The sequence below is a fragment of the Endozoicomonas sp. 2B-B genome (genome assembly GCF_053470045.1).
In genome coordinates this window covers 2,411,372-2,438,370 of sequence record NZ_JBLZMU010000001.1, presented here as the reverse complement: position 1 = coordinate 2,438,370, position 26,999 = coordinate 2,411,372, and the positions used below count along the sequence as shown (strand labels likewise).

The 26,999-nt window shown below is 47.7% G+C and carries 20 protein-coding genes and 2 pseudogenes; 15 read left to right on the top strand and 7 right to left on the bottom strand.

Annotated features, from left to right (window positions below; translation table 11 throughout):
• Positions 1–61 precede the first annotated feature (61 nt).
• Positions 62–1,831, top strand: a complete 1,770-nt coding sequence (locus ACOMHB_RS10105) for a YncE family protein (protein ID WP_448216511.1) — start codon at positions 62–64, stop codon at positions 1,829–1,831.
• A 71-nt stretch (positions 1,832–1,902) separates the two neighbouring features.
• On the opposite strand, the gene ACOMHB_RS10100 is transcribed toward ACOMHB_RS10105, so the two are convergent.
• From ACOMHB_RS10100 to ACOMHB_RS10090, 3 genes are read right to left on the bottom strand one after another with little or no spacing between them, the layout of a single operon-like run.
• A complete protein-coding gene (locus ACOMHB_RS10100; RefSeq protein WP_448216510.1) occupies positions 1,903–2,646 on the bottom strand; it encodes an amino acid ABC transporter ATP-binding protein in 744 nt (247 codons plus the stop codon).
• Positions 2,630–3,601 (bottom strand): amino acid ABC transporter permease, encoded by a 972-nt coding sequence (locus ACOMHB_RS10095; protein WP_422410621.1) that lies wholly within the window; start codon positions 3,599–3,601, stop codon positions 2,630–2,632. The genes ACOMHB_RS10100 and ACOMHB_RS10095 overlap by 17 nt, the downstream gene beginning before the upstream one ends.
• Before the next feature lie 18 nt (positions 3,602–3,619).
• A complete protein-coding gene (locus ACOMHB_RS10090; protein WP_422133128.1) occupies positions 3,620–4,429 on the bottom strand; it encodes a transporter substrate-binding domain-containing protein in 810 nt (269 codons plus the stop codon).
• A gap of 361 nt (positions 4,430–4,790) precedes the next feature.
• On the opposite strand from ACOMHB_RS10090, the gene ACOMHB_RS10085 reads away from it, so the two are divergent.
• Together ACOMHB_RS10085 and ACOMHB_RS10080 are read left to right on the top strand one after the other, a co-directional pair.
• Entirely contained in the window at positions 4,791–5,144 is a 354-nt protein-coding gene (locus ACOMHB_RS10085; RefSeq protein ID WP_422133126.1) for a phage holin family protein, read from the top strand.
• Positions 5,145–5,236: 92 nt separating this feature from the next.
• On the top strand, positions 5,237–5,635 hold the full coding sequence (locus ACOMHB_RS10080; RefSeq protein WP_422133125.1) for a hypothetical protein: 399 nt from the start codon (positions 5,237–5,239) through the stop codon (positions 5,633–5,635).
• Between the two features lie 17 nt (positions 5,636–5,652).
• On the opposite strand, the gene ACOMHB_RS10075 is transcribed toward ACOMHB_RS10080, so the two are convergent.
• Positions 5,653–6,045, bottom strand: a complete 393-nt coding sequence (locus ACOMHB_RS10075) for a hypothetical protein (RefSeq protein WP_448216509.1) — start codon at positions 6,043–6,045, stop codon at positions 5,653–5,655.
• A 1,247-nt stretch (positions 6,046–7,292) separates the two neighbouring features.
• Here ACOMHB_RS10075 and ACOMHB_RS10070 point away from each other — a divergent pair.
• From ACOMHB_RS10070 to ACOMHB_RS10050, 5 genes are all read left to right on the top strand, one after another.
• A complete protein-coding gene (locus tag ACOMHB_RS10070; protein ID WP_448216508.1) occupies positions 7,293–8,945 on the top strand; it encodes a hypothetical protein in 1,653 nt (550 codons plus the stop codon).
• 298 nt (positions 8,946–9,243) lie between these two features.
• Positions 9,244–11,511: a hypothetical protein gene (locus ACOMHB_RS10065; RefSeq protein WP_448216507.1), complete on the top strand. Its 2,268-nt coding sequence runs from the start codon at positions 9,244–9,246 to the stop codon at positions 11,509–11,511.
• A gap of 328 nt (positions 11,512–11,839) precedes the next feature.
• Positions 11,840–13,093 carry a valine--pyruvate transaminase gene (locus ACOMHB_RS10060; protein ID WP_422133121.1) on the top strand — a complete coding sequence of 418 codons (1,254 nt, stop codon included), beginning with the start codon at positions 11,840–11,842 and terminating at the stop codon, positions 13,091–13,093.
• Positions 13,094–13,457: 364 nt separating this feature from the next.
• Positions 13,458–14,183, top strand: coding sequence for a hypothetical protein (locus ACOMHB_RS10055; RefSeq protein ID WP_448216506.1), 726 nt, complete (start codon positions 13,458–13,460; stop codon positions 14,181–14,183).
• A gap of 484 nt (positions 14,184–14,667) precedes the next feature.
• Positions 14,668–15,654: a transposase gene (locus ACOMHB_RS10050; RefSeq protein WP_448216505.1), complete on the top strand. Its 987-nt coding sequence runs from the start codon at positions 14,668–14,670 to the stop codon at positions 15,652–15,654.
• A 320-nt stretch (positions 15,655–15,974) separates the two neighbouring features.
• On the opposite strand, the gene ACOMHB_RS10045 is transcribed toward ACOMHB_RS10050, so the two are convergent.
• Both ACOMHB_RS10045 and ACOMHB_RS10040 read right to left on the bottom strand, forming a co-directional pair.
• Positions 15,975–16,466, bottom strand: a complete 492-nt coding sequence (locus ACOMHB_RS10045; RefSeq protein WP_448216504.1) for a hypothetical protein — start codon at positions 16,464–16,466, stop codon at positions 15,975–15,977.
• A 7-nt stretch (positions 16,467–16,473) separates the two neighbouring features.
• Positions 16,474–19,455: an RING finger domain-containing protein gene (locus tag ACOMHB_RS10040; protein ID WP_448216503.1), complete on the bottom strand. Its 2,982-nt coding sequence runs from the start codon at positions 19,453–19,455 to the stop codon at positions 16,474–16,476.
• 189 nt (positions 19,456–19,644) lie between these two features.
• Between ACOMHB_RS10040 and ACOMHB_RS10035 the strand changes: the two genes are divergently transcribed.
• The 7 genes and pseudogenes from ACOMHB_RS10035 to istB all read left to right on the top strand — a co-directional run bounded on the left by ACOMHB_RS10035 (position 19,645) and on the right by istB (position 25,501).
• A complete protein-coding gene (locus ACOMHB_RS10035) occupies positions 19,645–19,866 on the top strand; it encodes a hypothetical protein (protein WP_448216502.1) in 222 nt (73 codons plus the stop codon).
• A 21-nt stretch (positions 19,867–19,887) separates the two neighbouring features.
• Entirely contained in the window at positions 19,888–20,253 is a 366-nt protein-coding gene (locus tag ACOMHB_RS10030) for a hypothetical protein (protein ID WP_448216501.1), read from the top strand.
• A 249-nt stretch (positions 20,254–20,502) separates the two neighbouring features.
• Entirely contained in the window at positions 20,503–21,720 is a 1,218-nt protein-coding gene (locus ACOMHB_RS10025; protein WP_448216500.1) for a site-specific integrase, read from the top strand.
• A 292-nt stretch (positions 21,721–22,012) separates the two neighbouring features.
• Positions 22,013–22,267, top strand: a complete 255-nt coding sequence (locus tag ACOMHB_RS10020; RefSeq protein WP_448216499.1) for a type II toxin-antitoxin system HicA family toxin — start codon at positions 22,013–22,015, stop codon at positions 22,265–22,267.
• On the top strand, positions 22,264–22,596 hold the full coding sequence (locus ACOMHB_RS10015) for a type II toxin-antitoxin system HicB family antitoxin (protein ID WP_448216498.1): 333 nt from the start codon (positions 22,264–22,266) through the stop codon (positions 22,594–22,596). The genes ACOMHB_RS10020 and ACOMHB_RS10015 overlap by 4 nt, the downstream gene beginning before the upstream one ends.
• Before the next feature lie 582 nt (positions 22,597–23,178).
• Positions 23,179–24,732: pseudogene (gene istA, locus ACOMHB_RS10010) on the top strand (IS21 family transposase).
• A gap of 10 nt (positions 24,733–24,742) precedes the next feature.
• Positions 24,743–25,501: pseudogene (istB, locus tag ACOMHB_RS10005) on the top strand (IS21-like element helper ATPase IstB).
• 3 nt (positions 25,502–25,504) lie between these two features.
• Here istB and ltrA read toward each other — a convergent pair.
• Positions 25,505–26,380 (bottom strand): group II intron reverse transcriptase/maturase, encoded by an 876-nt coding sequence (ltrA, locus tag ACOMHB_RS10000; protein ID WP_448216497.1) that lies wholly within the window; start codon positions 26,378–26,380, stop codon positions 25,505–25,507.
• Positions 26,381–26,999 lie beyond the last annotated feature (619 nt).

The window sequence follows — 26,999 nt, the reverse complement described above, 5'->3', positions numbered from 1 at the left end:
CGAAGCAGGCTACTTTGAATGAGCACCTCAGAAACTAAACCTTTTTAGAGAAGTGTGCTCCATGAATTTCAAAAATTGTAACTTCTTCAAACCAGACTCAGTGACGCGACGACCGTTGTTTTTTCTCACCCTGGCGATTCTGCCATTGTTGATGAATGCAACACCGGCCAGGTCTCAGTCTGCTGATTGTTCTCTCACTGTTAAACCTGACGACGGAGCGTCGGCAGGATACGGCCGGTGTCCTGTCGATAAACGCTGCAAACCTTCTGATGATGAAAAGGACTGTATACCGGAGTTCGGACCCAAACTGAAAAATGGCCATTTCGGCCCATCAATTCGTCAATGGGGTAGTTCCAGAATCGGAGGCCTGAACAAGCCTGTAGCAGTGGCAGAGAACCCCAATGCAAGAGGTCAGTTCTTTGTGCTGAACAGCGGCGATGACAGCATAAGTATTTTTTACTGTCCCGGTGTAAAGTCCGCTTCTTCATACAAACCGGAACATCGTCGTGACCTGGCTTCCTGTCATTTTATGCACCGACCCACTGATATCGCCTTTGGTGGCTCACCCACCCTGGGTGATGTCCCCGAATTTGAAGGGCAGGAGGTTCATAATATAAGCCAGACCGGAACCTTTGCTACCACCGGTGGTAGCTGTAACGATTATACGGCATCTGCCTTTATGGGATACGATTTCACTCAGCGAATCTGTTCGGACTTTATGGGACCGACTCTTTGGGAAAACAACCTTAAAACCTTTGCTATTAAAAACAATGATTTTTTCCCCGATGATCTCGCCACAAAACCTTTTGGCTCCCATATCGACATGCTTCATCAGGAACCCTACGCAATGGGTATCACCTGGGAAGGCAGGCAAGCAGGTTACTGGTCGTGGGACGCAGGCCCCGACTCTAAATATGGAAGTATTGTGTACAGCAATATTACCCGCTCCCATGGCTATGGTGGACATGAACATACCCATGCCTTTCTGTATCGGTACGCCAATACAACCATGAACTTAAAGCCCGGAAGCAATATTGTCCCCGGACATATGGCCAGATACGACAAGTATTTGTTTGTAGCCAATCCAGAAAAAGGCGTAATTAACGTTCTTGATACTGAAAGCGGAACCGAAGAGGGGGATGTAAAGCCCAAAAATGAATGGCGTGAAAAATATGCCGCCTATACCAGAATAGTAGGTGCCAGCTTCACCGAACTCAGTGTCACCGGACTTGAACTAAAAAGCCCCAGCGGTCTGGTTATTTCTAACAAGAGGCTGTTTGTCAGTGATTCTGAGACCGGAAAGATCCACGCCATAAGTCTCGACACTACAGGAAACCATACCTACATAGGCTGCATTCAAACGCCCGCAGGCCAGATTGCAGGTCTTGAGGTCGATCAAAAAACCGGACGCCTCTGGTTTGTTGACGCTACCTGGCACACACTGAATGTTGTTGAACCCCTGTGTCCGAGTCGCGATGACTGTGTATCTGATTCACCCTGGGGTCAGCAATGTGCTCCCGACACCGATGAAAATGGCAAGACTGTCTGGCAAGCGCATCTGGAAGAATCGAACAATTATGATAATTTTCAAGGGTGTGCCAGGTATTACTTTCTTGCCTGTCCGGGAGGCGATTCACACAAGAACCCTAAGCTTCCCGTTTGCAAGGCACAGGGTGGCACATGGCGGGATGCAAAAGTCAGCTGGATTGACGGAAAGAGTACCTGCAAATGCATACCCCCTGAATTAAGACTGTCCTCCGAATCCAATCGGGTCGCTGCTGCATGGCTGCCACTGGGCATTTTGCCAGTACTGGCCCTGTATTACCGCTAAAGGGAGTCATGCTGCACTGGAAGGCATGGCCCTGATCCTCAAAGCCATATCTTCCAGAACCCGGTGATGACTCAGATGACCTGACTCAGAAAAGCCTGCAGGCGTTCACTGTCAGGACTCCCAAAAAAGCGATCAGGAACACTGTCTTCCAACAGCTCACCGGACTCCATAAACAGAACCCGGTCGGCCACTTCACGGGCAAAGCCCATTTCGTGAGTGACCACAACCATGGTCATACCTGAGCGAGCCAGTTGTTTCATCACCTCCAGAACCTCACCGACCATTTCCGGGTCCAGTGCTGAAGTCGGCTCATCAAACAACATGATCTTCGGCTGCATGGCCAGTGCCCGGGCTATGGCTACACGCTGCTGCTGACCACCCGATAATTGAGGTGGAAAACTCCTGGCTTTGTCAGACAAACCGACTTTGGCCAACAATGCTAAGGCCCTGTCTTCAGCGTCGCTTCTGGAGATACCACGCACTTTCATCGGTGCAAGACAGATGTTGTCCAGCACACTCAGGTGAGGAAACAGGTTGAAGGACTGGAACACCATGCCCACTTCTTCCCTCAACTTATTGACATCACCGGGCGTGGTCAGGGAGATTCCGTCCACGACGATTTCACCGGCATTGATGGTTTCCAGCTGATTCAGGGTACGCAGAAAAGTCGATTTGCCCGAGCCACTGGGCCCAACCACAACCACCACCTCTCCTTCCCTGATGGTCTGACTGACATTTTTCAGGGCATGAACCCCATTGGGGTAGACCTTGTGAATGCTCGTCACGGAAATGATAGCGTCAGTTTCTTGCAGCATACTTCACCTCCATTCTTCTGACGACAAACGACAGGATACCGGTCAGTACCAGGTAAAGTGCCGCAACCGTGAACCAGACTTCAAAGGGACTGAAGGTGCTGCTCACCGTTTCCCGACCGGCTTTGGTCAGATCGGTCAGGGAAATCACCGAAACCAGTGAAGAGTCCTTGATCAGGTTAATAAACTGACCGGCCAAGGGTGGCAGAACACGTTTAAAAGCCTGGGGCAGAATGATATAGCGCAGGGTTGCACCACGACTCATTCCAAGACTGCGCCCAGCCTCCATCTGACCTTTGTGAATCGACTCAATACCGGCTCGAATAATCTCTGCAATGTAGGCGCCGGTGAAGATCGACAGTGCTGCAACACCGGCTGTAAAGCGATCCAGATGAAGAACCGTACCAATAAAGAAATAAACAATGAAAATCTGCACCAGCAACGGGGTGCCACGAATCACCTCGATATAGAGTATCGAGAGATTTCTCAACGCCGGATTGGGAGAAATTCTCGCCAACCCTGAAATCACTCCCAGGAGAATGGCAAAGACAATAGAGACCAGCGACAGCTTTATGGTCATCACCAAACCATTGGCTATGGGTCCGGCCTTCCATTCATAATTGACAGCCAGCAAATCCCCTTCAAAGACCAGATCACCGTCATAAACCTGAACGTCGGCAAAGCCTTTAATGACCGTCTGCTCTGAGTCATCAAAGTCATTCACCAGAACAAGTTGTCCACTGTCGTTGGTTTTAACAGTGCCGTCGTATTCAGCCCTGAGTGGATTTTCTGCCTTGAAGAAAACGTACTGAGGAATGCGCTCCCAGCGCCAGATATACTCAATCGATTGGCTTGACTTATAGATACCCACGCCCATCAGCAGCAATAACGCACCGAAAACCAGGTTCCACAGAACCTGGTTCGGTTGTTTTTCCATTTGCAGCGGACGGCCGGTCAAGGGTTTACTGCTCAGCACTTAGTTCAGAGTCTTCTGCCATTCGGAGCTTTGGAACCACTTGGCATAAATCTTATCGTAGGTGCCATCGGCCTTGATCTGGCTCATAAAGTTATTCAGCCAGTTTTCAAAATCAGGATCACCTTTACGAATACCCCAGGCCAGAGGCTCATGAGTGAAGGCGGTGTCCAGGTGAGTCAGCTTGCCTTCATTCTGGCTGGAGTAAATCGCATTGAAAGGAAAGTCATAAACGAAAGCATCTGCCTTGCCGTTAGCAACTTCCAGAGCACCATCGGCTTCTGTTTCAAACAGGCGAATATTGGCTTTACTCAGGTAACGTTTGGTCGCCTGTTCACCGGTAGTACCCAATTTGGTGGCAACAGTGTACTTCTTGTTATTCAGATCCTTGTAGCTCTTGATTTCACCTTCCAGCCCCTTGCGCAGCAGGATACTTTGACCGACGACAATGTAAGGCTGGGCAAAGTTGATCTGCAGGTTACGCTGAGGAGTCAGGGTCATGCCGGACATAATAATATCAAACTTGCCGGTCAGCAGGGCAGGAATGATTCCATCCCAGGCAGTGTTGACCAGTTCCAGCTCAACACCCATGGCTTTGGCCATCTGACGGGCAATGTCTACATCAAAGCCGACAATATCACCGCGCTTATTGGTCATTTCAAAAGGCATGTAGCCCGCTTCCATGCCAACACGGAGGGTTTTGCGCTCAATGATTTCATTCAGGGTAGACTCTTGCCAAAGCTCTGTGTCAGAAGCAAAAAGGCTGGTGCTAAAGGCCAGCATAAACGTCAGAAATACCATTATTTTTTGCATTATGTTTCACTCCAGGGTCCCGGTTTGGCCGGAACTCAGTCACTACCAGTTTTTTATAATGTGAAATATGCTGTCAGAGACAGCACAGTATCTCGCTTATTTGTCGTTTTGTTTGGCCTTCAACAGAAGGTCAAATGCGCACAAGACCAGGGTATTCTACATAGACATGTCGATTTGAACAGTACTTTAGTACTATTCAATACTGAACCAAAGAATTTCGCTAAAGAGGGTGTCGCAAAACTCTGGTTCACATCTCCAGCGTGGGAACGATAAATTCAGGACTAACACCTGTTTTTCTGTCTTTGACTTCAGGATGGTGTAAAGTGCACAAGCCATTGATGCCATCTGGAGAACGTTTGCCATGCTGAGCCTGATTTTATACTTCCTGATCAATGGTCTGGCTGTTTTTATCACCGCCAGAATCCTTAAAGGCGTAGAGATTGAAAACTACGGAAGTGCGATATTAGTATCTATCCTGCTGGCAGTGGTGAATACCTTTGTCAAACCGATTCTGTTTTTCCTGACCCTGCCCATCACCATCCTGACTCTGGGTTTATTTATCCTGATACTCAATGCCTTGATGTTGATGATCGTTAATTACTTTATGGACAGTTTTCATGTGAAAAATTTTGGCTGGGCACTGATCATGAGTATTGTACTTTCTATCATCAATTCAGCGCTGTTCCTAGTGATACCCGGCGTAATGATTCCTTAGCATCATGCCGACTGTTCAAATTGGAGAGGATGTCAAGTTTTAAACCTTACAGTCGAGACATATTTGCAGAGACTCTGACGAAAGGAACACTGATGAAAAGGATCACTCTGGTACTGGCCAGCCTCTGCGTCCTGCTTATTTCGCCAATGACCCAGGCCAGCGCCCAGGAAGCGGCCCTGAACTTTTATTTTCAAAAAGATCCGGGCACCAGGGGGTACGCTGTCACGCTGCCACTGATGCTGAGTCCTACTTCCAGAGATCAGCCCATGGAAATCAATGAATTCCCAGCTTTCAAAGTGTCTGTTCAGCAGGGTATACGGGGGCTGGACATCCTCTTCTTCGACAAACTTTCCGGCAAGTTACTGGCCAAGATGCGCTACCCAATGTTGAATCGTCTGAAGAATACTTTTCAGACACAGGGATTTACCGGGCTTCAATATATCCATCACCCCAATGGAGCTGTGCTCCAGTTTATTGGAATGGTGAAATAGACAACAGTGACTGAATATTACTCTGAACTATCCCCATCCTCAAACTCGTAATCAGTATTTAAGCCTCCCCGATTCTGATCTGACCCGGAGAGACGCTCAACTCTTGAACAGGTATTATCAATATGCTCCTGGACGACCACACTATCACAACCCTGCAGTGCCCGAGAGCATATCGGACAACTGATCTGACAATGGAAAAAGGCCCAGTGATTAACCACTGCCATTTCTGACATCAGTGGCAGATCAACCGTATAATCCGCATTGTCGAGCTGTTGAAGATGACCTCCCATCAGTAGCACACGAAGCAGGGACTCAGCCCCCTCATCACCCTGGCATGAACCACACCGGTATGACTCGATATGGCGGGGCAGATGAGCCTGCAAGGCTTGTTGGTTGTTGAAAGTTACCACACAAAAACAACAGCTGTATTGCAAATGGCTATTCATGTGAAAAGCGGAAGGCTGGTGAATGTGTCCGAACCGATTGAGAGTACAGCCTGATACCGGACATTGCACCTGCCCCTGGTGTGAGGACTCAAAATGAGCAGTATTGTCTGTTTCTGCTGTTAAAACACTCTCACATCGGGGAAAAATACAGGCGCTAAAACAGTGTTGCAGCAAAGCATTTATGAGCTGTTGCCGGGGAAGATTTAATTCCAGGTTCTCGCTACAATGCCGACACATTTCATGGACTCTTCCTCTGGAACACTGTTGCAAATGCTCCGAAAAAAAATGAGCCCTGCCCCCCTGATTAAGTACCATAGTTCTATGCCCAGGAGGGCAAAGATTACAGTGAACCCTGGGCCTTCTGCTCTTGCCACAGCATGGACACCTGGCAGGTGAGGCTCCAAAGAACCGATAGCAGTCTTCACAAAGACATTTGCCACAACAGGAGTATTTCCAGCGAATCGCCTTTTTCTGGCAATACCAGCACAGATGAGAAATCTTTTTATCTCCAGGTCCCGAGCTTCGTCCATCGCTATTATCCTCCTTGTGATCCTCCGCCCCGGCCGCAACAAGCCTATCTGGCTCAGACGACGCCTCTTTCATACCTGTGCCTTTTCTGTTACCCCCCCCGCTATTATCATCAGTTGAGCTCTTATCACTGCACCGGCTCACATCGGCGCCGAACTGCAGAATTCCGTTCAAGGCACCATAAAAAGAGTTCAGATTACTAGCCGCCTCAAAAACCCTATCCTGAGAGCTGCCGCCTATCGCCTGGATCGTTTTTGGCATAAGGCCGTTATAAACAGGAATATGGGCGCTAAACAAGGGAGTCAGAAAAATCAGCAACAAGGCTTCATGACAAAAAGCCACTCCCGGCTGTCCTTCCCCTGAAGCTTGAGCAGGGCCCCACCAGACCAGAAAAACCAGCGGCAGAAATATCAATATCTTCAAGACTCTTCGTGCCATCAAAAAGGTGAATGGTTTTAATAGGACAGTCAGTTTCAGCCTGCCAATAAAACCTTTTGCAAAATAATGATTTTTATCAGCCTTATTTCTGCCTGCTACCTATACTCCTCTGTTGAATAAAAAGTGCTGTCCAGTAAAAACGATATTACCTGGTTGAGATTAAACCAGTAGTCCTGACAGGGTATGAATGATTGTCTATAGAAAATGCTTTTACTCTACGAGCAATGTTGTCTAACGAGGAAACGATGAAGCTTTTACTGTCTCTTGGCATTCTCGCTCTTATAACGGTCCTGTCTGCTGAATCTTGTCCGGCTTTGCCGACAATACCAACAAGTCAAACCACTGCCGCAACAAGTGAACTTAGGCTTTACGAGCTCTGCTCAGGAAATATCGAGAATCAGGAACTGCTCAGCACTGTGGCCATGAAAAGGGCAACGGTAAAGGCTCTGGAACAGGTCCTGGCCAGGTCTACACAGCCCATCGACCGTTGTGTTATCGAGACCCCGACCAAGGGAAACTATCTTGATGAAAGCATCAATGGATTCAATACCAACAAATCAAGAGAAGACACCGCCAATACCGCTTTCCTGCTGGTAGGTGTCGGCATAAAATCAGAACCTGTCAGAGCAGCAGAGGACTGCGCTCCGACGAAACCGGTCATTGCCGGAAAACAGAGGGGGCAGCCTTCGGTTTTACCCAGGGACTGGCTTGAACAGTTTCAGCTCAGAAAAACCATTTATTTAAAAGCGGGACAGATGCTGATCGGGGTGCCACTGGACAGCAGCAACGGTGCATTTGCAGAGGGTTATTTTGCAGGTCTGAAGAGAAAAATTGACCCGGCAAATAACTGCTCCAAACACTTATACAACCTCAGAAGTCTTTTTTACAAAGGGGAGATGATTCATTTTAGTGGTACAAACATCCTGATTACTGGTTTAACCACGTTACCATCATTCACTGGTACTTATCATGCTGACCTCCAAACAAAAACGCTTTGCGATCGGGATTGGCTTAATACCCATAGAGCCGCTCCAGGCCACGAAATGCACACTGAAATACTGAAAGGAGAACTGGACCTGAAATCGCCGGAAGTTCCGGATAATGGCTATATGGTCAATATTTTCGGGAATGAGCTCTTTCAAATCCTTCAGCCCGTCGTTAGCATTTCTCTGGCGGAGGAATCCGGAGACGTAGATTCAAGGTTATTTGACAAAACAACCCTGATTGGTTTTTCGAACAATCAGGTCTATTCCTGCTACCCGGGCCAAGTTGAAACGGCCGTGAATATTAACATTGCCTATCAGGATGCCTCATCAGAGTCCGGGGTCATTCAGGCTCTGGAATTTAATGACAATCACATCCTGGGAAATGCAGCGCAAGCCATAAACCTTGTGCTTCCGGAACAGGTTAAAGCCAGCATTATCAACAATCTTTTTGTGACGACAAAAGTCAGTGACAGGGATACAAAAGGTATCAGCATCAATGGCCCGGACCAGAGCAGCAAGAACTGGCAAGCCTCATTAACCCTTAATGTAACCGGAAAACTTATAAAAGGTTATCAGGCTGCGTTGTCTCTGGCAGGTCATCAAAAGCGGGGGTTGTATCCTGATCCATCATCCAGCAGTAAACCAACCCCCGCTTTACTCAGCGCCGTGACTGAAATACAGGCAGCATTCGGCGATACAACTGAGAGCGCTTATTTTCAGTTCTCTGCTTATACAGAAAGTAACAACCCGGAAGACTCCAACGCCTGGCCACTCACAGCGATATTCATCGGCGGAGTCTCGATTGCGACCCTGGGTATTATTGGCGGATACCTTAAGTACAAAATGAGAAACTATTTCTTGGCGAGATTTGGTGCTGAAATGACACTATCAGGGCCAAAATCCGAGTTCTGAGCAATGCAAACAGGTCACCGGAATACCCTGCCTCCAGTCAAATCATGAGGCAGGATACAGGCGAGGTTTCGCTGTAAATCACTCACCCCTGAAGAAAACGTTTTTGCGCCAGTATTTCGATTAATTCTCAAAAAAACCTACCAATGGATAACACCGTCTATACTCCCTTAGCAAATAAAAACATTATCTAACAAAAACAACAGTACCTGCTTGATATTGAGCAGCCATTTTTCGGCATGAATGATTGTCTGTACTAACCGTTTTTGTTTTACGACACTTATTGTGTAATGAGGACGCCATGAAATACTTACTGTCTCTCTGCATTATTATTTTTATAACGGCCTTATTTGCTGAATCTTCCCCAGCTTTCCCCACCACTGCAACAACCGCAAGCCCCACTTACAGTGCCAGCCAACCTCAAACCACTGTCGCAACAGGCAGACTGGAACTTTCCGAGTTGTGCAAAGGAAAACCCTTAGGCGAGGACCTGCTCACCTCAGAAGCCATGCTACAGGCAACTGTAAAAGCACTCAGGCAAGTTTCTGCCAGGACCAGACAATCCATTGACCGATGTGTTATCAATACCCCGACCAGTAGCAGCTATCTCGACGAAGACATTGATGATTTCAATAGTGGCAAACCATGGGAAGAGACCACCAACACCGCGTTTATTCTGGTGGGTGTCGGCATGAAGTCAGAAGCGGTTTCCGCTGGTGAAGGCTGCGCTTCGAAACGGCCGGTCATTGCCGATAAAGACGACGATCTGCCTTCAGCCCTGCCCGGTAACTGGCTTGAACACTTTCAGGTCAGAAAAACCATCAATTTAAAAGCAGGGCAAATGCTCATCGGGGTGCCACTGGACCGCAGTGACGGTTCATTGGCAGACGGCTATTTTACTGCCCTGAAGAGAAAAGTTGAGTCCGGACATGGACATACTTGCGGAGAAGGCTGGTTGGATGAGAAATACAAAAAAAACGAGAACAAACCTCCCATATTTGAGCTGATTCACTTTAACGGTGCAGGCATCCTGATCACAGGTTTGACCACATCACCTGCACTAGACAACTTTAAGGTAGATGTTGGCAAATTTTGCAAATATGATTCGGAGTTTGTCACTATTCCCAGCCACGAAGTGCACGCTGAGATGCTGAAAGGGGAGTTGAACCTGAAGTCCGTGGAAGTCCCGGACAATGGCTACATGGCCAATATTTTCAGGAATGAGTTCTTTCAGATCCTGAAACCGGCTATCAGCCTTTCTCTCGCCGATGAATCGGAAAACGTCTATTCAGCGCTTTTCAGGAACAGAACCCTGATTGGCTTTTCGAACAATAAGGTCTATTCCTGCTACGACAAGGGAAATCCCGTTGAAACGGCTGTGGATATTGACCTTACCTACCGGGATGCCACACCCAAACCAGAATTTATCCGGGCTCTGGAATTCAAAGATAATTACATCCTCGGAAATGCGCCAAAGGCTATGAACCTGGCTCTTCCCGAACACGTTAAAGTCAGCATTAGCAACAGTGAGTTTGTGACAACAGAAGATGACGTGAATACAAGAGGCATCAGCATTGATGGTCCGAACCAGAGCAGTGTAGAATGGCAATTCCCGTTGACTGTGGATATGACGGGCAATCTTATCCAGGGTTATCAGGCAGCACTGTCTTTGACCGGTTATCAAAAGCTGGTGTTGAAATCAAACCGGCTTCTTGGCAAGCGATTGTCCATAGAACGTCGGGGCGATCTGACACTGCCTGTCACACTCTCAGGCGACAGAAACAACCTGTATGATACCATATTAGAGGATGATCCCTGCTACCAGCTTGAACATACTAACATCATCGGTGGTTTAGTATTTTCTAACGGGAGGGCTTCCTGCCCGAGAGGGTTTGCCATTCCAACAACAGGACTCACCCCCTCTGAGCTGTCAGACTTCGACAAGCGCAGGAATCACTTTCCTGGCACACCCTCTTCAGACAGCCGTCGCTTTTCAGAAAAGCCTACAGAAACAAGCTATGAGAGCAGTTTCAGAGAGTCTGCAACGCATTCTGTCACAACACCCGATCTGAGCTCCCGGGCAGAGAAACCAGTGACCTCTGGCTTATCCCTCAGAAGTAAATCTGATTTAGAGTCGATAACGGCAAGTTCACACAAAAATTTCAATGGCACATCACCGCCGGCTTCGCCAACCCCTTCTGGCAAACGCAGTAACAGTAGCAAGGATAAAATTTTCAAACACATAAATACTGAGGGTAACAGCACCAGAGAGCATCCAGATTCATCACCAGCCAGCAGCCTGCCCACCCATTCACAAAGCCTCGTGACACAAATACAGCCAACCAACAACAATTCAACTCCGGCAGGTCTTGAGTTTTCGGACGACAGGAAAAGACTCGACTCGTCAGGTATGCATGACTGGCAAACCGCTCTGATAACCACTGGCGTAGTTGCCCTTGTTGGTGCGGGCATTGTTATCAGCTACGTCAGGTACAAAAGCAAACGTTCTCTCCAAAGGGAGCCTCTTATCAAAATGAATGCTATTGCAGAAGATCCTCTACCCGAGTAACTTGCAAACAGTTCGCCGGAACCCCACCCCACGTCAAACGATGAGCAGGGCGGGGGGGGGGGGCATAAAATATCTTATGCACAAAAGCACAATCTCAGTTAAACTGCCGGGATATTTCCTGGTATAAGAGCGCTGCGATTCAAACGACTCGAGTGTCCGCAAGCACCGGGACTAGCGCACAAGTAGCGGGCAAAGCGAAGCACTTTTGCGACAGTCTTGCACCCTGACGGCAATCTTCACTCAATACAGCCTTCAGCAGGATAACCCTTTCCGGGCTTTACTGCGAATGAGCAAAAGCCTTTCGATTTTATGTTGACCTGAGACAAGCATGAAGCTTTCCACATTTGGCACGAAATTTACCAGTCATTCGGGCATTCTCCAACTTATGGATGACCTGGGAAATGCACTGGCCGGCGGCCAGGATATGATCATGATGGGTGGAGGCAATCCGGCCCATATTCCTGAAGTGGAAGAGGCTTTTCGTCAGCGACTTCGGAAAATTCTGGATAGTCAATCTGAGTTCACCCGTCTGATCGGGACCTATGACCCCCCCCAGGGAGAAAAAGAATTTATTCATGAGACGGCTCGCTTTCTGAACCGTCAGTTTGGCTGGCAGCTGGGACCGGAAAACATTGCTCTGAGCAACGGCAGTCAGGCGGCATTTTTCATGCTCTTCAATATGTTTGCTGGTGATTATGATGATGGCAGTCATCGTTGTATTCAGTTACCACTGGCGCCTGAATATATTGGCTACGGTGATGCAGGTCTGAGTGAAAATTTCTTCATCGCTAACAAGCCTGAAATCAGGATCATTGATAAATACATGTTCAAATACCATGTTGATTTCAGCAGCCTGAAAGTCGATGAACGGACCGGTGCACTCTGCGCTTCCCGCCCGACCAACCCAACCGGCAATGTCCTGACCGACTCGGAAGTCAGTCGGCTGGACGAAATAGCCAGAGCCCATAACATTCCTCTGATCATTGACGGCGCCTACGGCACCCCGTTCCCGAATCTGATCTTCAGTAATGCCAACCCGGAATGGAATGAGAACACCATTCTCTGCCTTAGCCTTTCCAAGCTTGGGCTGCCCGCTGCCAGAACCGGCATCGTCATTGCCAACGAACAGGTTATCAAAGCATTGTCTGGTATTAACGCCATCATGAATCTGGCTCCCAACAGCTTTGGTAGCCTGATTGTGCTGGATATGATCCGTGATGACAGCATCATAGATCTTAGTAAAAATGTGATTCGTCCTTACTATGAAGACAAGGTCAGATTTGCCGTTTCTCTATTACATAAGTATCTCAATGGCGTGAACTGGAAAATACACAAACCGGAAGGTGCCATGTTCCTGTGGCTCTGGTTTGAAGGACTGCCCATCAGCAGTCAGGAACTTTACGAGCGACTGAAAAAACGTAACGTTCTGGTCGTCTCCGGCCACTATTTCTTCCCGGGCATGGATGATGACTGGCAACACAAGCATGAATGTCTGAGGATGACTTACTCACGCGATAATGAAACGGTAGAGCGTGGTATCCATGTTATTGCCGAAGAAGTCCGCAAAGCTTATCAAGATTGACTCTGCTCGCCCTGTCAAGGCTGTCGCAAAACACGGACTCCCATAAGCTGTCTTTGTTATCAAAGTCCGGTTCCCGGCCCTTATGCGCTCTCACGCGGAGCGAAGGGACGAGTTGTTAGAGTTTTGGACAGCCTTTATCGGGCGATGGTCAGTTAATATTGGAGAAGACTCAGGCTTGCATTCCAACCATTCAAATCTACATTAACAGCTAGTATATGGCTTCAATGAGTTTGACTGAAAACAAAACCATTCAGCCGGAAGCCTGTCGGAAAGATGTAAATTCATAATTCGGTTTTATGTTCCAGTTTGCATAAGACCTCTTCTGCGGCTTCGCATCTGCAATATAAAACGCAGGTACTGTGTTATGTACAGACAATTCCTGTCCTGTTTCTCTCGAGCCTTGACCCTGTCACTGATCATGTCGTTATTATTAGTGACTGACGGCAGGGCCGAATCGCCAACACCTGTGGAAGCTAACCACCTGTGGCCATTGGAACAGATCATCATTCAGATTCGAAAGAAGTACGGTGAGGTCATCATTCAGAGTGTACGTATGACTGAAGAAGACAAACGTAAGGTCAGGGTCATAGACTTCACTGACAGTATGAACAGAAACCAGCGTGCAGTGGTTGATGCCCGATCAGGCAGGATCATTGAAGTTGCTCAATTACAGTCGCCCATGCCGCTGGAAAAAATCATAGCCAAAGTCAAAAGTAAACATTCTGTTGTAGCCATACTGAAAACAAGGACCGACATGCAAAATGGCCAGCTGGTTCAAATCGTTGACTTTATAGACAAGAAACACAAGCGCTGGTCTACGACGCTTGATGCCTATACTGGCATGATCATTGACGAATACAACTACACAATGAAACCTCAGGGTAAACTGCTGTCCCTGAATCAGGTCATAACAAAGGCCAGGGATACTCACAAGAGCATGGTGATCCTGAAAACCCGTCTGGCTCGCTGGAAAAAACAGCCAGTCCGAGAAATTTATTATCTGGACGAAAGCCGCTATAAGAAAAGATTGGTCGTAAATGCCTCTACCGGAGATATCATTGAAGACCGCCTCTACCCATCGCCGCTGTAATCGTCTCTATTGAAAGCCTGGTGTTACCGGCTTCTGACTTATTGTAATCACAATAATTTCTGCTACTGATCCCGATCAACCCAAACAAAGTGGCTGTTGTTCAGGATGGACTCTCCCTGCCAGCGGTATGCAGCCAGCAAAAATCATAGGACACCCTGAAAAAAAAAATAATAGGACACCCTGAAAATAAAAATGAAAAATAATAGGACACCCTGAAAATAAAAATAATGAAAAATAATAGGAAAGGAAAAATAATAGGGCACCCTTATATTTGACGAAAAAATAATAGGACACCCTTATATTTGACAAAAAAATAAAATAATAGGACACCCTTATATTTGACAAAAAGGAAAAATAATAGGACACCCTTATATTTGAAAAAAAATAATAGGAGAAAAAAATAATAGGACACCCTTGTATTTGACAAAAAAATCAGTTCGTCTATCTTTTCCGTTGCTGAGTTTTAGTTCCGGCAGGAGAGGTTATGACCCGTGCACGAAGTTCTTTGATCGACCCAGGTTCCACGCCTTATTATCACTGCATAGCTCAATGCGTACGCAGAGCGTATTTGTGTGGAGAGGATTATTTAACAGGCAAAAACTACGAGCACCGTCGGCAGTGGATTGTAGATAAACTCAGAGAACTGGTTTCAATCTTTTCTATAGAAGTCTGCGCCTATGCTGTCATGTCGAATCACTATCATGTGGTTTTGCATATTAATCAAAAACCTGCCAGAGAGTGGACAAGAGACGAAATTTTGAGTCGATGGACAAGGCTTTTCACAGGGCCGCTTCTGGTTCAGAGGTATCTTGCTGCTAACCAGCTGAGTCATTCGGAACTGGCTCGCGTGGACGAATTTGTTGAAGAGTATCGAAATCGTTTAACGAACATCAGCTGGTTCATGCGTTGCCTGAACGAATATCTTGCCCGTGAGGCTAACCAGGAAGATGGCTGTAAAGGTCGCTTCTGGGAAGGGCGGTTTAAAAGTCAGGCGTTGTTGGATGAGGCAGCGTTGTTGACCTGCATGGCCTATGTTGACCTGAATCCGCTCCGTGCTGAAATGGCGGAAACTCCAGAAGGATCAGACTACACGTCGATACAGGAACGAATAGAAAATTTGGAAGGTTCTGATACCCGAAAGCAGCCAATCACCCTCATGCCTTTTCGATCACGGGGGCAAAATCCGGATAAGGCATTACCTTATATTCTTCACGATTATCTTGAGCTGCTTGACTGGAGTGGCCGTGCAGTCCGATCTGATAAGAAAGGTTCAATCCCTTCAGATATCCCGCCCATTCTGACCCGATTGGAAATTGATTCAAATGAATGGCTCAAAACCATGAGATGGAATAATCGCTTCTATCGGGCATTGGGCAGGCTGGAAGCCATGAAAACTTTTGCTCGGGAAATGGGGCAGCAATGGGTAAAGGGATTGTTTACCTGTAGTCGTTTATTTCGTTGCATAAGTTGATTGCCTAATTTTCCCGTTGTTATTTGCTTCTCCTGTCATCTGGGGAGCTCTGCTATTTCTGACTTCCCCCCCCTTTTTGAGTGATTCGCTTGTTGTTTGTTATGATAAACGATTAATATCCTCTTTTGAGTGGCTGTCAGGGCTTAATGGACTTCTGGGCTCTCGGTTTTTGAACCGTATTTATTAGTTTATATTTTATATGGATTTATATTGGATTTATATGGATGTCCTTTTCTTTTCTTATGTGGATGTCTTTTTCTTTTTTTTTTCTTTTTTTTATATGGATGTCCTTTTCTTTTCCTTTTTTCTTTTCTTTTTTTTTACTTTTCTTTGAGGAGAGTGTCCCAAAAATCTACATCGGGCAGCTGTTCACTATCCAGGAAGTTCAGCCAGTCAAGGGGTATAGCCGCTTCACTGGCAGAGCCATCGGCATTAACACGGGTGATTTGCAAATGTGCCGGGGATGTCTGTTGCTCAAACGAAACAGAATCCTTACCTATGGACATCAGCCAGTTGATGACGGGTTGCAGAATAGTCAGGTCAATTTCGAATAATCCCGATGGCCTGCCGCCTCCACCTCCCCAGGGATGAGGAGGCGAATAAAAGAAGCCTCCGTTGCCGACATCGGGAAAATCGGCGTTGCCAGCGTGCTTGCCTCTCGTCAATGTCAGGGTGCTATTGCGTGTTCTCCCATCATTGATTTCAATCCGAACCCTGTGACCATCGGGATGATGACGATCAATAAGGGTTGAGGAATAGCATAAGGGCACAACCATCATAGCCAGCATTGAAAGAACAAAAATACCAACCATGCCCTTCTCAATCATTCTTCCATAGTTCAGTAATCTTCACAATGCTGGCGGGACCATCAGATACTGGCAACAAACTTTGGGTCAGCACAAAGCGGCTATCGGCACTGAAACCGGCTGAGGGGATTGCAAAGGGGTGGCGGATAGTGAATTGGATAGCGCCCTTCAGGTAATTGATTTTCGCGGTACCATCAACACCAAAGGTCATCACAAAGCGGCCATCGGCACTAAAGATGGCTGAAGCAACCCAACCCGTATGACGGATAGTGCGCCCTTCTTCCCATGATCCATCATTCTTGTGGCTATGGATTTTTGCCGTTCCATCATAACTGCTGGTTACTGCATGTTGGCTATCGGGACTGAAGGTGGCTGAGCTGACCCAATGATTGTGATGGATAGTGATTTCTTCTTCCCATAATACATCGGTCTTTTCGCCGTAGATTTTTGCCTCTTTGTCGTAACTGGCGGTCACCACATGGCGGCTATCGGGACTGAAGGTGGCTGTGTTGATGCCATCACTATGGGAAATGATGGCTTTTTCCAGCCATGATCCATCGGCCCACTTGCCAATGATTTTAACAAGGTTATCCTTGCCGACAGTCAGCACATGTCGGCTATCGGGACTGAAGGCGGCTGATGCGATCGGGCCATCGGTGCTAATGTGACCCATTGTAAATTCTTCTTCCCATAACTTGTCGTCTTTCTGGCCAATGATTTTTGCCATGCCATCGTTACTGGCGGTCAACACATAGCGGTTATCGGGGCTAAAGATGGCTGAGTTGACAGAGCCCTCATGGTGAACGATAAGTTTTACTTGCCATGATCCATTGGCGGATTTGCCTGTGATTTTTACCAGGTTATCTTTGTCGGCAGTTACCACATGGCTACCATCAGCACTGAAGCTGGCTAAGTGGATCGGACCATCATGGTTGATGGTCACTTCTTCTTCCCATGATCCTCCCTCCTTTTGAACATGGATTTTTGCTGTCCCATCGTCACTGGCGGTCAACGCACGGCTGCTATCGGTGCTGAAGCTGGCTGAATTAATGGGCCCGTCGTGGCGGATAGTGATTTCTTCTTGCCATGATCCATCCTCCTTCTGAACATAGATTTTTGCTGTCCCATCGTCACTGCCGGTCAACACACGGCGACTATCGGCGCTGAAGCTGGCTAATTTGACCGGACCATCGTGGCGGACAGTGAGTTCTTCCTTCCATGATCCATCGGACTGATAAACATAGATTTTCGCAGTGCCATCGTCACTGGCGGTCACCACACGGTGGTTATTGGCGCTGAAGGTGGCTGAGTTGGCCTCACCTTTATGGTAAATCTTGGCTTTTGTCACGGGATGAAGGATGCGTCGCAAGAGTTTTACAAACTGTGAATCATCAGATGCCCGGCTGCTATGTCGGCAAAACTGGACAAAATGGTATAGGGTTTCATAACTTGTTTTTGCTTTATTCCATTCCTCAACGGCTCTTTCTGCAATAGCTAAAGAATGACAGCCGTCGTATTTTCTTAATAGTTCGTTAAATTCGGAAAGGTTTTTAGTTAAGGCATTTAATTCTGTCCGACATGAAGGACAATTTCTAATTGAACAATCGTGCTTCCTTTTTTTCAGCCACTGATTTAAACAACCTGCGTGATAAAGGTGATTGCAGGGCGTTTTTACTATAACCATATTTGATGATCGTACAAACTGCTCCTGACATACCGTGCACTCTGCATCAATAATGTCTGCAGGTTCTTCTTTATCCACACGCAGTGCATTATCGTCGAAAGAATTGACAGCGATGTAATAATTTTGTATGCGCAGTTCATTTGATAAGCACATTAATTCATGGAACGATGAGTGCTGGTTAAATTGTTTCAAGGTATCCAGAAAAGAGGTGGGGAGTGTTAATGATTGTGCATTATTTATAATCTCATTCCTTATGGCTAAATCTGATATTTCTTCTAATAGATTGCGAATACGCTCAACCGGGTTTGAATGAAGCAGGAACAATTGAATAAAGTACTCAGTAAAGCAACCTTTTTCAAAATCCCCTATCTGTGGTTGTTGGTGAGATTGATTGACCTTGTGGATTATGTCCAAAACAATCTCAGACAAAATCATCTGGCGTTTGTTGCCAGCGGCTTCTATCAGCTGCCCGATAAATCGGTTGCGTGTTGAGTGCTCATGGGAAGAACGCGGCAGTGCCAATATCGCCTCTAGAGGAGTAACGGTATTGCCGCTGATGTTTGTGCCTTTTGTTTCCAGAACCTGCAAACGCTGAGGCATGTCCAGCTTCTCTAACATTTCCCTGAATTTAAAAGCGGCGTTGGATTCGTCGCTTTCAATGATGGCTAAAAGCTGGTTGGCAAGTAGCTCAAGGTCCTGAGTCGAAGCATTATTTTTACTCTGCTCTCCATTGTCGTCTTTTCTGTTATTGCCATCGCCGCTGCTACCATTACCTTCTCCCGGTGATTTGTTCTCCCGATTTTCAGGTGCTTCTCTTTTTTCCTGTTGATGGTGTTGGTTAGTTGCGTCATTTGATCCCGCGTTGGGTTTGTTGCCAGAGGGTTGACCATCCTCCGGGCAAGTCGTGGCGGCACCAGAATCCTTACCTATGGACATCAGCCAGTTGATGACGGGTTGCAGAATAGTCAGGTCAATTTCGAATAATCCCGATTGTCTTCCACCTCCCCAGGGAGGAGGAGGCAAATAAAAGAAGCCTCCGCTCCCGACACCGGGAAAGTCGGCGTTGCCAGCGGGCTGGCCTCCTGTCAATGTCAGTGTGTTATTACGTGTTCTCCAATCATTGATCTCAATCCGAACCTTGCGCCCATCGGGATGATAACGGTCAATAAGCGTTGAGGAATAGCATAACGGCACAACTAGCATAGCCAGCAGGGAAAGAACCAAAATACCCATCACGCCCTTCTTGTTTGCCAGAAAATAACAAGACAATCCGTGTTGAATGTCTGTTCTGGAAAAATAAAGGAACGACATAGGTGAATCTCATTATTGGTGGTGCATCAGAGAATAGCCCAGAATTTCCTGAACCTGGTGGGGTTACTCTTCCTTCCATAGCTCAATGATTTTTGCAATGTTTTCGGTACCTCTATCAAGTGACACTAAACCGGTGGTCACCACAAAGCGGCTATCGGGATTGAAAGTGGCTCTGTTGATCTCATCACTATGGGAAATGATGGCTTTATCCGCAATCAGGGCATCTGCACCGACGCTAACCGCCCTATGGAATTCACCGGCAATCTAAGTGAACAGCAATTGGAAGAAACCGGAGACTTGTTTCCACCGCAACTGCTTGGTGAACTGCCCAATCTGGAATACGTTGCACGATTGGGCGGCGGACGTTTATTGAAAGGCAGAATCCCGATTCTTTGCTCGCCAAAATCCTGAACATCCGATTGCATCTTTCTTATGACAACATCTCAAAAACAAGCCAGTCCATTCGCAATCTGGTGTTTCGGGCTTGGCCTGATATTACTCTGGCTTGCTTTTTCTGGCCAAAAGATAAACCAGTATCTGTACAAAGAGCAGCAACAATACGCCCAGAGGCTGGGGCGGGAGAAATATGAAGGCCAAAGGGGTGCCGGATCACGAAGAACAATACTCAGGACACAAGACTATGAAAGGCAGGAAAATCTACATCAGGAAGGCCCCAAAAGTGAAAGGAAGCAGCACCAAAAAGTGAACGACATCCTACCCTTAAACGCCCGTTTTGTTCTCATTTTTGTTCTCAAACAGCCCTTTTCACCCAATACACTAAGGGCTTATCGCCCATAACCCCTTGATTTTATTGGCGCTCCCTGGAGGATTCGAACCTCCGACCTGCCCCTTAGGAGAGTATGTTACCGCCTTACATCAGCTAATCTCTGACAACACCAAGCAACGAACTATTAACCACAGCCCTTTAATAGCAATGGACTTCACGAAAATTTCATTACCTCATGCTGTGCTATATTTTCTGACGCTATCTCCCCCAATCCGACCTATTGACGACCCGGATATCGGGCAAAGAAATCGGCTCAGTCCATGGCTATCAAGAAGTTAACCGAAACAAGTGTTTCCAGAATGCCAGAAACAGTGCTCTACGACTCTGAGATAAAGGGGTTTTCTGTCAGGGTACGAAAGACAGGCAAATTTTTCAGCTTTGAGTACAAGTCCCCCATTTCGTTCACTAACCGGCGAACCACCATTGGCAAGTACGGAACCATTACTGTTGAAAAGGCCAGAGAGGCTGCAAAAAGGCTCGCCGGTGTTGTCGCTCTTGGGACTGATCCTCTTGAGCAAAAGCAAGAGCAGAAAAACTCCATAAAGCAACAGTCACAAAGTTCTCTTAGACTCTTCCTCCATAAAGGCTTCCTTGAAGTCACTCCTGAGCCAACTGCGAAAAAAGTCATCGCTTCCATAGAAAGGCATTTTGCCAGCCTTCTTGACAAGCCGATGAATGAAATTACAGCTTGGGAAATTGATGTTTGGAAACGGGCCTATAAAGGCAAACCTGCAGGTGCAAACCGAATCATGACCAGCCTCAGAGGTGTACTTACAAAAGCAGTCAGGGCGGGTCTGCTTGATCAATCTCCCATGCCCATGGTTAAAAATGTCCGAGAAGACAAGAGCAAGAAAATTCGTTATCTATCTGACATCGAGCAAAAGCAGCTGATGCTTGCACTGGAAGAAAGACAAAACAGAATGCGTAAAGAGCGCGAATCTTACATTGCCTGGTGTCAGGAACGGAACAAAGAAGCTCCAAAGCCTCATGACAGCAATTTCACCGACCATATCAAGCCAATGATTATATTAGCCCTGAATACAGGCTTACGTTTAGGAGAGATATTTGACTTACGAGTCTCCGACCTGGACTTTCACGCGCAGCTTCTTACAGTTAGAGGCAGCCACGCAAAATCTGGTCAAACCCGTCAAATCCCACTGAATCCTGAGATATCATTGGTGCTTCAGAACTGGCTCTCTCAGAACAAACACTGCGAACTTGTCTTTCCATCGCCGGTAACCGGTGACAGATTTGACAATATCAAGAAAGCGTGGGATCAGGTAAGGGGAGATGCCAGTCTAACCCATTTCCGGTTTCATGATCTTCGCCACACTTTTGGAACGCGGCTTGCCCATGCGCGAGTTGATCTTGTCACCATCAAAGAACTCATGGGGCATGAATCCCTGGAAACAACAGCACGCTATCTGCATACCAGCAATGAAAGAAAGTTGGAAGCAGTGAAGCTTCTGGAAAGTTAGTTCGGACATACAGAAAATCAACTCAACAGTTAACTTGTTGTTTTTAAGGAAAATAAGGCAATCTGCAACCATACAGATTGCTTAACCGAAAAATATACAAATCACAAAGTACGATTCAGAAGATAAGAGCCTTCAAAAGGAAAAATACAGTAAAAATCACGTGGTAAGGGGTTATCCACTGGTACGTATGTCGAATCTACAGTATGTTGTGCGAAACTGATTCTTATAAACGACTGTTATACGCCTAAAATAAATTTTGCAATGATTGCACATTTAGCTATCATTTCTCATTATGAATAATGCAAGCAGAAAAACACTAAAGGCAATCTTTGCTGACCCGATAAATGGCAACATTGAGTGGCGCAAGGTCGAAGCGTTGTTTCTGTCATTGGGGGCTGAACGTACAACCAAAGGAGGTTCTTCAGTCAGCTTTGTACTTAATGATGTACGTGCTGACTTCCATAGACCACACCCAGATAAAGCATCGTTAAGGTATCGTATCAAGGATGCTCGACGCTTTCTGGAACAAGCGGGGATCACACCATGAATATGATGAAATACAGAGGTTACATAGCCAGAGTCGAGTACGACAGTGAGGATCGCATCTTTGTTGGTCATCTGGCAGGCATAAAGGATATTGTTGGTTTTCATGGTTCTTCCGTTGATGAACTAGAAACTGCATTCCATGAGGCAGTTAACGAATATATAGCTATTAGTGAGAAAACAGGTCGTCCAGTTCAAAGACCATACTCAGGCAACCTTATGTTACGGGTTACACCCGAAGTTCATGCCGCTGCTGCCACTGCTGCTGAAGCCAAAGGAAAAAGCCTTAATCAATGGGCTTCTGAAGTTCTCGGCAATGCCTCTCAAGTTTAATCACTGTGCCAATCGGCGCATAAATCGGGTAAGGGCTGGTCTTTCTCCAGCCCTCCCCAGTCGAGTCGCCCAAGGGAACCTCCCCCTCAGGATCGGGTAGAAGGAGCTACCAGTTGTAACTCCAACCCCCAGTCGAGTCGCCCAAGGGAACCTCCCCCTCAGGCGCTCACAGAACCGTACTCGAACCTCTCAGCTCATACGGCTCTTCTCATCCAACCGCTGACACACAGCCAATACGCCAGTGCGCCATTAACAACGGAGCTCTTTTGGCCACCCTTCCCAAACATCGGGAAGCTCGCCACTTTCGCCCCCTCAATTTCTTGTATTTGCCCATTGCATATTCTGGCATCGCTTGAACACTGATTCTGCTAACTCTTGAACACCTATTCTGGCAGCACTTGAACACCCATTCTGTTAACTCTTGAACACTTTTTGGAGATTTCCAGAGTTGCTGTTCAACTGCCCAGAATCCGTGTTCAAGCCTCCAGAATCTGAAACCTCTTCTTTCGGTAGATTATCTCTTACGCATTGATTTCCTTGAACTTTAGCCGCTGACCTTTCTAAACAGAAAGGACAGCAGCCATGCCAGATAACAGGATTTCCATGCGAAAACTTCAAGAAATACTCCGGATGCGCTTTGAGTACCGCCTCAGCATCCGGCAAATAGCTCGCAGCACGCGGGTTAGTGTTGGCACTGTGTCCAACTACGTTCAGGCCTTTGAGCGGTCGCCACTGAGCTGACCTCTGTCCTCAGATTGCTCTGAGGCTACCCTGGTGCAAACATTGTTCCCTGAGGCCCCACTGTCGAGCCGCCAAGGTCTGGTCGACCCGGACTGGGGCGTTATTCACCAGTCACTCAAGCGCAAGGAGGTGACCAAGCAAACACTCTGGGAGGAGTACTGCCAGGAGAGCACTCTCAATGCCTACAGCTACTCGCAGTTTTGTCACCGCTACAACCAGTGGCTGGGCTGCCAGAAACGTTCCATGCGACAGCATCACAAGGCGGGTGAAAAATTGTTTGTAGACTACGCCGGTCTTACGGTCACTGTCGTTAATCCAAAGACCGGTGAGATCGCTCATAACGCCCAGATTTTCGTAGCGGTGATGGGAGCCTCTAACTACACCTACGCAGAAGCCACCCTGTCCCAGAAGTCCGAAGACTGGCTGGGGTCTCATGTTCGGGCCTTTGAGTTCTTTGGTGGTATTCCAGCTGTCGTGGTACCAGACAACCTCAGGAGCGGTGTCAGTAAGGCTTGCCGTTATGAACCGGACCTGAACCCGGCTTACCAACACCTGGCCAACCACTACCAGGTGGCGGTCATTCCAGCTCGGCCCAACAAGCCCAAGGACAAGGCGAAAGCCGAAGTGGGTGTGCAGTTGGTTGAACGCTGGATACTGGCCAGACTTCGTCATGAGACCTTCTTTACCCTGGCAGAACTGAACAGTCGTATACGGGAGCTATTGACTGAACTCAACCTTAAGCCCTTTCAAAAACTGCCAGGTACACGACGAAGTACCTTTGAGCAACTGGATGAACCCGCTTTGCGACCTTTGCCCAAACAGGCCTTTGAGTACGCTGAGTTCAGCAAAGCCAGGGTGAACATTGACTATCACATTCACTGTAAAGGCCATTACTACTCAGTGCCTCATCAGCTGGTCAAGAAAGAGGTGGAAGTTCAGGCAACAGAACATACGGTCACTGTCTTCTGCAAAGGTGAAGTTGTGGCCTGTCACCCCCGTAAGTTCACAACCGGTTTTACCACTCAATCAGCCCATATGCCTGAACGACATAGCAAGCACCAGGAGTGGTCACCGGAACGACTGCTGGAGTGGGCAAAACAGCTGGGCCCCGATGTTCACTGGATAACTCAGTATCTGTTGAACAGTCGTGAGCATCCGGAGCAGGCTTATCGGTCTTGCCTGGGGTTATTGAACCTCAAACGGGATTACGGAGCTGACCGGTTAAACAATGCTTGCGCCCATGCCCGGAAAATCAAAGGTTACCGACTCAAGAATATCCGGGCGATCCTGCAATCAGGTAAAGACAAACAGGCTTTTCAACCTGAGGTGAAACAAACGACACTACCTCTTCATGACAGCCACGAAAATGTTCGTGGTGCAGCCAGCTATCAGTAACCGGAGACGTATCATGATGAATCAAACTCTGACCCGTCTGCGGTCACTGCGCCTGACAGGCATGGCCGATGCCCTGGCTCAGCAACTGGAGCAGCCCGGCACCTACGACAGCCTGAGCTTTGTGGAGCGGCTGGCCCTCCTGACAGAACAGGAAGAGACCGAGCGCAATAACAAACGTCTTGCCCGGTTACTGAGGGCGGCCAGGTTTAAGCTGACTGCGCGGGTAGACGACATTGACTACGAACATCCCCGGGGGTTGAAGAAAGTCCAAATAGCCACATTGTCCAGCGAGGATTGGTTAAATAGGCACAGGAACCTGCTGATTACCGGACCTTGTGGCAGTGGTAAAAGTTACCTGGCTTGTGCACTGGGACACCGGGCCTGAATACAGGGTTACAGTGTCCGCTATTACCGACTCTCGCGCTTACTGGAAGAGCTGAGCCTTGCCCATGGTGATGGCAGCTACAGCAGGCAACTCAAGCAACTGGCGAAGGTGGATTTGTTGATACTGGATGACTGGGGGCTGGAACCTCTGACCCAGCAGCAACGCAACGATTTACTGGAAGTGATGGATGACCGTCACGAACAAAGTTCAACGTTGGTTACCAGCCAGCTACCGACCCGGCAATGGCATGGCAGCATCGGTGATGAGACTCTGGCAGACGCCATTCTGGATCGCCTGATGCACAACGCCCACAGGATTACGCTGAAAGGGGAATCCATGCGCAAGAAGCTGGGAAAACTGGAAACACTTGAACACTTGGACTAAAAATCAGACTGGGTGATGCGTAGGAGATCCAGGGTGTTCAAATGAACCAGAATAGGTGTTCAAGCTGACCAGAATATGCATGGATTTCACCACTTTGCTTTTGGTCGGGTTGATTGTCAGTTTCAGTCGACGCTCAAGGTACCGGGTGATGCTTTCCATCACCCTTTCCCCTGCCCGTTGGCTGTGAACCAATATCACGAAGTCATCGCAATATCTTGCGAAACAGTGACCCCGGTATTCCAGTTCCTTGTCCAGGTCATCAAGAAGTACATTCGACAGCAGCGGTGAAAGTGGACCACCTTGTGGCATACCCACCCGTGTCGGGTAGCATTGCCCATCAATCATGACGCCAGCACGGAGGCAGCGACCAATCAGTCTTAGCAGGCGCTTGTCGTTAATCTTATGAGCGATTCTCGACATGAGCACATCATGGCTGACGGTATCAAAGAATTGACTCAGATCAACGTCAACCGCCTGATGCAGCCCCTGTTTGATATAGCGTTTAACCTGTTGCACAGCATCATGTGCAGATCTTCCCGGTCTGTAACCAAAGCTGCTGTTTGAAAATCCGGGATCAAAGATGGGGGTTAACACCTGCACTATGGCCTGTTGTATAACCCTATCCTGAACGGTAGGAATTCCAAGCAACCTTTCTCCTCCATCGGGTTTCTCAATGATAGCCCGAAGCACCGGAGACGGCTTATATGTTCCATCCAGTAAGGCTTGGCGCACTGAGGACCAATGCTGTTTAGCAAAGTCAGGGTAAGCCTCAATGGTGACTCCATCAATGCCGGGAGCACCCTTGTTGCTTCTGACCTGTTTCCATGCCTTCAGTAAGTTGGCAGGCTCCAGTGCACAACTTAGTAGATCGTGGTTCAAAGCTGGTTAAAGATTCTGTCGCCAGACACAGTGTTTCGCCGGACGGCTGCACTGGGCTGAGGGAATCAGTCTCCTCTTTGTCATCGGTGTTCAGTCCTTCGCTGACGACTCCTGTCGAACAACTACTATGACGTCTGCTGACTTCTGTTCAATCACCACACAGGATTACTCCTTTGGGCGCTATTGGTTGTCATCGGGTTTGCTCGAACAGGGTGATGAATCTTGCTCGCCGAGCCTGTTGTAACCAGTGGCTGAGAACTGGGGATAACCAATCGCATGTTGAACAGACCTCTCCGGATAAGAACATGAACTGTCAGTGCACAACCGCCGCATTTACCGTGTCTCTCAAACCAGAGGGCTTTGTGATCGTTGGCTACTCGCCCACGAGACTCGGCCTTGTATGCGATTTCTGACCGTCGGCTCGCACCTTTGCAGTCAGACTGCCTCCGCACAATCCCTCGCGGGATTGCACTTGCCTTAAGCTAGTGGTTATCATCGGTTGGCTTATTAGGCGCAAGATCCGATGCTGGTTTACCCACAGGGGACTTTCACCCCATAAGTTCATGCCAATGCCGGGCGTACCAAAAATTTCCAGTTCGTTCCGGGCTTCGCCCTCCAC

Bases quoted from the DNA above. Each gene is read 5' to 3' on its own strand.
- ACOMHB_RS10105 (WP_448216511.1), top strand. From the start codon at position 62: ATGAATTTCAAAAATTGTAACTTCTTCAAACCAGACTCAGTGACGCGA.
- ACOMHB_RS10100 (WP_448216510.1), bottom strand. From the start codon at position 2,646: ATGCTGCAAGAAACTGACGCTATCATTTCCGTGACGAGCATTCACAAG.
- ACOMHB_RS10090 (WP_422133128.1), bottom strand. From the start codon at position 4,429: ATGCAAAAAATAATGGTATTTCTGACGTTTATGCTGGCCTTTAGCACC.
- ACOMHB_RS10085 (WP_422133126.1), top strand. From the start codon at position 4,791: ATGCTGAGCCTGATTTTATACTTCCTGATCAATGGTCTGGCTGTTTTT.
- ACOMHB_RS10080 (WP_422133125.1), top strand. From the start codon at position 5,237: ATGAAAAGGATCACTCTGGTACTGGCCAGCCTCTGCGTCCTGCTTATT.
- ACOMHB_RS10070 (WP_448216508.1), top strand. From the start codon at position 7,293: ATGAAGCTTTTACTGTCTCTTGGCATTCTCGCTCTTATAACGGTCCTG.
- ACOMHB_RS10065 (WP_448216507.1), top strand. From the start codon at position 9,244: ATGAAATACTTACTGTCTCTCTGCATTATTATTTTTATAACGGCCTTA.
- ACOMHB_RS10060 (WP_422133121.1), top strand. From the start codon at position 11,840: ATGAAGCTTTCCACATTTGGCACGAAATTTACCAGTCATTCGGGCATT.
- ACOMHB_RS10055 (WP_448216506.1), top strand. From the start codon at position 13,458: ATGTACAGACAATTCCTGTCCTGTTTCTCTCGAGCCTTGACCCTGTCA.
- ACOMHB_RS10050 (WP_448216505.1), top strand. From the start codon at position 14,668: ATGACCCGTGCACGAAGTTCTTTGATCGACCCAGGTTCCACGCCTTAT.
- ACOMHB_RS10045 (WP_448216504.1), bottom strand. From the start codon at position 16,466: ATGGTTGGTATTTTTGTTCTTTCAATGCTGGCTATGATGGTTGTGCCC.
- ACOMHB_RS10040 (WP_448216503.1), bottom strand. From the start codon at position 19,455: ATGTCGTTCCTTTATTTTTCCAGAACAGACATTCAACACGGATTGTCT.
- ACOMHB_RS10035 (WP_448216502.1), top strand. From the start codon at position 19,645: ATGGGAAATGATGGCTTTATCCGCAATCAGGGCATCTGCACCGACGCT.
- ACOMHB_RS10030 (WP_448216501.1), top strand. From the start codon at position 19,888: ATGACAACATCTCAAAAACAAGCCAGTCCATTCGCAATCTGGTGTTTC.
- ACOMHB_RS10025 (WP_448216500.1), top strand. From the start codon at position 20,503: ATGGCTATCAAGAAGTTAACCGAAACAAGTGTTTCCAGAATGCCAGAA.
- ACOMHB_RS10020 (WP_448216499.1), top strand. From the start codon at position 22,013: ATGAATAATGCAAGCAGAAAAACACTAAAGGCAATCTTTGCTGACCCG.
- ACOMHB_RS10015 (WP_448216498.1), top strand. From the start codon at position 22,264: ATGAATATGATGAAATACAGAGGTTACATAGCCAGAGTCGAGTACGAC.